General features: G+C 34.5%; 4 protein-coding genes and 1 pseudogene. 4 read left to right on the top strand and 1 reads right to left on the bottom strand.

What is annotated here, in order from left to right; genetic code table 11:
• Positions 1-132 precede the first annotated feature (132 nt).
• The 3 genes and pseudogenes from F6K13_RS19670 to F6K13_RS35830 all read left to right on the top strand — a co-directional run.
• Positions 133-409 (top strand): annotated as a pseudogene (locus F6K13_RS19670) (IS1 family transposase); the annotation flags it as partial.
• Positions 410-1,401: 992 nt separating this feature from the next.
• The gene (rsmG, locus tag F6K13_RS19665; RefSeq protein WP_124142966.1) at positions 1,402-2,169 is read left to right on the top strand and encodes a 16S rRNA (guanine(527)-N(7))-methyltransferase RsmG; all 768 of its coding nucleotides are present in this window, start codon (positions 1,402-1,404) and stop codon (positions 2,167-2,169) included.
• Positions 2,170-2,317: 148 nt separating this feature from the next.
• The gene (locus F6K13_RS35830; RefSeq protein ID WP_375339426.1) at positions 2,318-2,515 is read left to right on the top strand and encodes a hypothetical protein; all 198 of its coding nucleotides are present in this window, start codon (positions 2,318-2,320) and stop codon (positions 2,513-2,515) included.
• Positions 2,516-2,712: 197 nt separating this feature from the next.
• Here the strand turns inward: F6K13_RS35830 and F6K13_RS19655 are convergent, their stop codons facing one another.
• Positions 2,713-3,147, bottom strand: a complete 435-nt coding sequence (locus tag F6K13_RS19655) for an ArsC/Spx/MgsR family protein (RefSeq protein WP_124142967.1) — start codon at positions 3,145-3,147, stop codon at positions 2,713-2,715.
• 197 nt (positions 3,148-3,344) lie between these two features.
• On the opposite strand from F6K13_RS19655, the gene F6K13_RS19650 reads away from it, so the two are divergent.
• Entirely contained in the window at positions 3,345-4,214 is an 870-nt protein-coding gene (locus F6K13_RS19650; protein ID WP_124142968.1) for an amino acid ABC transporter substrate-binding protein, read from the top strand.
• Positions 4,215-4,521 lie beyond the last annotated feature (307 nt).

Raw genomic sequence — 4,521 nt, 5'->3', positions numbered from 1 at the left:
ATCAAGTTCAATGGCCTCTATCACTTTTTTTCTAAAATCGTAACTATAGGGTCGAGGCAAGGAAGAGCGATCGCATGACAGAATACTTTCTCTATTTTATGTCCTAATCGCCCTGGCTGTTGCTATATGGTACTATGGCAGACTATTTCCTGGTGGCAATGTTACTTTTGGGTGAGGGATGGTAATCCAGTTTATACTAAATTTATTCCGGCAGGAGATCAGATTGTGAGCAAGACTTACATGACTGGTGTAGAGGGAGAAAATACACGCGCTACGTCATTACTGAGCTATGTTAGATGGCAAAACCTTGTGCTATTCCAAGTCTGTTGAAATGTTAAAGCACTCAATTCGACTACTGATTCATTACCTTAAGTTTAAAGAGGTCCCTGTTCCCACCCTGTCCCTATAATTCATCTTTTAATCTGACAACGCCTAATTGTAAGTAGAACAAATAGATTTCAGGAGCTACTAGAGATTACTTTCTTCTGTTTTTCTATGATTATATGAAATCCGGTTATATCATTTTTGGATAATTAGTGAAAAAAAACTTTCTCCTTTTCCTCCTCTTTATTCTTTCTTCTTCTTTCTTCTCTCCTTACCCCTGTACGTCGCCAATCCGATGTCTCCCCTACCTGAATCCTGACTCCTCAGATTTAGTTCGGTTTAAAGTTTGACGTAGTTGAAGTTGACCTCAAGTATAGACCAACAAACATCAACCCATAATTAACCCCAAAGCTTCGATTCTATGGGGTGATTTAAGGAAGACACTATCAGTTAAAAACAGGGGGTATGGCCCAGAAACCTAAAACCTCTTTCTACAGACTGTTGCCCCTTGTATTTAGATCACATTTCTTCTTTCGTTAATTCCATCCTCTCCAGGACATTTGTCGCCCAAATAAATCGACCTGCTCGTTTTTTTTCTAGTTCTATTTTTGACTCTCTTAAGCTCACTTTAACTTGGAGTTGATCAGAAAAATCGGCATTGGTGAATGCGTAATGCTTTTGTCTCAAATATCTATGAAAAAACTATAATTGTACCGTTCATAAATATTTAATGGCATTACCTAATCACCAACCCCCTTCTCCGAGTAGTTGATTAATTTTCTGTTCTATACCAATCTCATCAATCATTCCTGCTACTAACCCGATCTGGGTCTAAGTTACTTACTTCTATTGACATTTTCTCCTCTTTTCTTATCTTCACCTCTTGTCTAGAATTACAGTTTGAGGTTTTTTTTCTTGAGTCTAAATACTTACTCAAGTCCCCCCTCTTTATGTACTACATTTTGTCGTGCGGAATGTGGGTTATAAGTATTCAACCGATAGCGTAGTTACCCCGGAGGGGAAACATGATATAATATCAGACTATTTTCCTTCTATAAAATAGTAGTCAAAAGTAAAATGAATGATAATAATACCCAGATATTGCCAGAAATGAATTCTCTTTGGCAGGAAACATTAAATTGGCAACCAACAGCAGAACAACAGCAGCAATTTCAGCAACTTTATCAGTTGATTCTTATTGGTAATGAAAAGTTAAATTTAACTAGAATTACTAGCCCAGAAGATTTTTGGGAAAAACATTTTTGGGATTCCCTCAGAGGGATTAAATTTATCTTAGAAAATCAGATAAACTCTCAAGAAGAAAAAAAGGTTATTGATATTGGAACTGGTGCAGGTTTTCCAGGATTATCAGTTGCTATTAGTTTACCTCAATATACTGTTACATTACTAGATTCGATAAGAAAAAAAATTGATTTTATTGAAACTATTCTAGTAGATTTAGCTATTAAAAATTGTTTAACTTTAACTAACAGGATTGAAGAAATTGGTCGAATGTTTAAACACAGAGAAATTTACGATATTGCTCTTTTAAGAGCTGTTGCACCTACAATAGTTTGTGCTGAATATGCTTTGCCAATGTTAAAAATAGGTGGTATAGCAATTTTATATCGGGGAAATTTTACAACTGATGAACAGGCTAATTTGCTAGAAGTTGTGAAAATTTTGGGAGGAAAAATCCATACTATTGAAGAATTTAAGACTCCCTTAACTAACAGTATTCGTCATTGTATATATTTGCAGAAAATAAATAAAACTTCTAGCAATTATCCTCGTCCAATTGGCGTACCTAGTCAAAAACCTTTGAATCATCTAAATAAACCTTAAAAACAAGCTTTAATACTTTCATTTTTTGCAGAAGGAGATACATTTTCCGATTAACTATGAAATAGTGGAGGCTATTAATCATATTGGTGATATGATGGGGATGGAAACAGTTGGGGAGTTTGTGTAAAATGAGGCTATTTTAGCAAAGTTGCAAGAAATAGGTGTTGATTATGCTCAGGGTTATGGAGTTAGGTTGGCGTTCGCGGAGCGTGGCGTCAGGCGTATCACCTACTTCAATTGGATTTGGGTTCATAGTCGCAAAGAAAATACTGCTGCACAAAGAGCTGAGTTGGCGATCGCTCCTTGGAGTTGGAACGACCTAATTACTTATCCCACACTTTACTGATGCACTACCAAAAATATCTCCCGCTAGAAAATTTTCTAACGATATCTAACGAGAGATTAAGGAATGAGAATTTTATTATCTACACAAGTTGAATTATCCAAATTCCCTATTATATGAGTTATTCAAAAAAAAATCTGGACTTTATTGAATCCTCATTCCTAAGCAAATTTATCAGTAAAAATAGACTTTGTTAGATTCTAGTGGTGATGGCTATTTGGACAAGTTTGTAAGTCTTGACCCATCAACTCCTCACTTTTTTCCCTCTGGGTTTCATCTACAGGTTGTAAACCAACCCAGTTATTCACAACTTCTACATCAAATCCCACTTCTCTACGATCGCCCACTTGCATTAGAGGACGACGGATAAGTAATGGGTCATTCAGCATCATTGTTAGAGCAGTTTCAGCATCAGTTTGTTCGGGAATTACTGCTCCAGACTTAACTTTTGGAGCAGCTTTGTTAAACCACTCTACTACCGGGCGATCGCCAAAAAATAAACGCAAATTATCTTTTGTCCAAGTTTCTTTCAACAGGTTGTGAGTTTCTAATTGATGACCCGCTGTTTCTAGCAAAGTCTTTTGCTTGGTGTTATTTTTACAGCCTGGTTTTTCATAAAAAATCACCTTTGCCATTGTATTATCTCCTCAGCAGTTTTTTGGTGATTTTCTAATCTTAATGCCTACTTAAATAGCAAATTGTTACCAATTATCAAGAAATTTGATTGTCAAGTATGGTATAATTTAGTATTAGATTTTTATCTCAGATAAAATACTTATCAAAAAGCCAACTTTTCTACATAAATACTTAAGTTATTAGTTCATTAATTTTGATGTTCCAGTTACTTTCTTCCTTCTTCCTTCTTCCTTCTTCCTTCTTAATCACCATATTTTTCATCAGTTTTCCTCTCATAAGTTTAGCAGAAACTATAGAAGAAACTGTAGAAAAAACTGTATTAGAAAAAATTCAACAAACGGGGGTACTAAAAGTAGGATTTAGAATTGATACAGCTCCTTTTAGCTATATCAGCAGTGAAACCAATAAATTAGAAGGTTATTCTGTTGAATTGGTTAAATTAATTCACCAACGTCTAGAACAAGAAGTTGGTAAATCAATCAAATTAGAGTGGCAAGAAGTATCTCTAGAAAACCGTTTTCAACTAATCCAAGATGGAAAACTAGATATTGTCTGTGCTGCTACAACTATTAATAATACGAGAGAAAAAATAGTAGATTTTTCTATTCCTTTTTTTACTACAGGTATTCAATTCTTAGTAAGAAAAACAGATGTAGAAAGATTTGACTCCATGAGAGGTACTACTGGAAAAGTATCCATAGGATTTTTAGCAGGATCAACTACTGATGAAGAATTTCGCCCTATTTATCCCAATGCAAATTGGCAGTCACTTTCCAACAGAGTTGAAGGTATTAGTCAATTAGATGATGGTAAAATTGATGCTGTTGCTAGTGATGGAATTTTATTACTAGGAGAAATTCGGCAACAAAATAAAACTATTAGTGAGTTTGAACTAATACCTAAAATTCCTTTTACTTTTGAAAATTATGGTTGTATTTTGCCATTACAAAATCCAGATTGGGATAAATTAGTTGATACTACTATTGCGAGTGATGAAAATACTCAACTTTTGCATCAGTGGTTTGACTCTGAAAAAGGTAAGTTTCCTTATGAAAGCTTCAGATAATCTATGAAATTAAATTATGAAATTGAATCATCAGAGCAAGAATTATACTCAAAAATTTAATACACCATTTTCAGCTTGACACGACACTACGGAAAGCTGCGCTAACGACCGCTTTTTTCTCCTTTAAAGGAGAGGCTTTAAACCTTAATTATTCGGTAATGTTTTTAGCAATTATTTTTATAAAGTAAACAGATCTTATTCGTTATGTATCTACTCCCTGCTCTCAAGAGGATATAGCAAAAATGCGTGAAATTTGATAAATAGCAGTTGAAGGAAAGGTTAGGACATATCAAAATATTAAAACTCA

It is taken from the genome of Okeania sp. SIO2B9 (assembly GCF_010672505.1).
In the GTDB taxonomy this organism is placed as follows: Bacteria; Cyanobacteriota; Cyanobacteriia; order Cyanobacteriales; family Microcoleaceae; genus Okeania; species Okeania hirsuta.
This window is presented reverse-complemented; position numbering and strand designations above follow the sequence as displayed.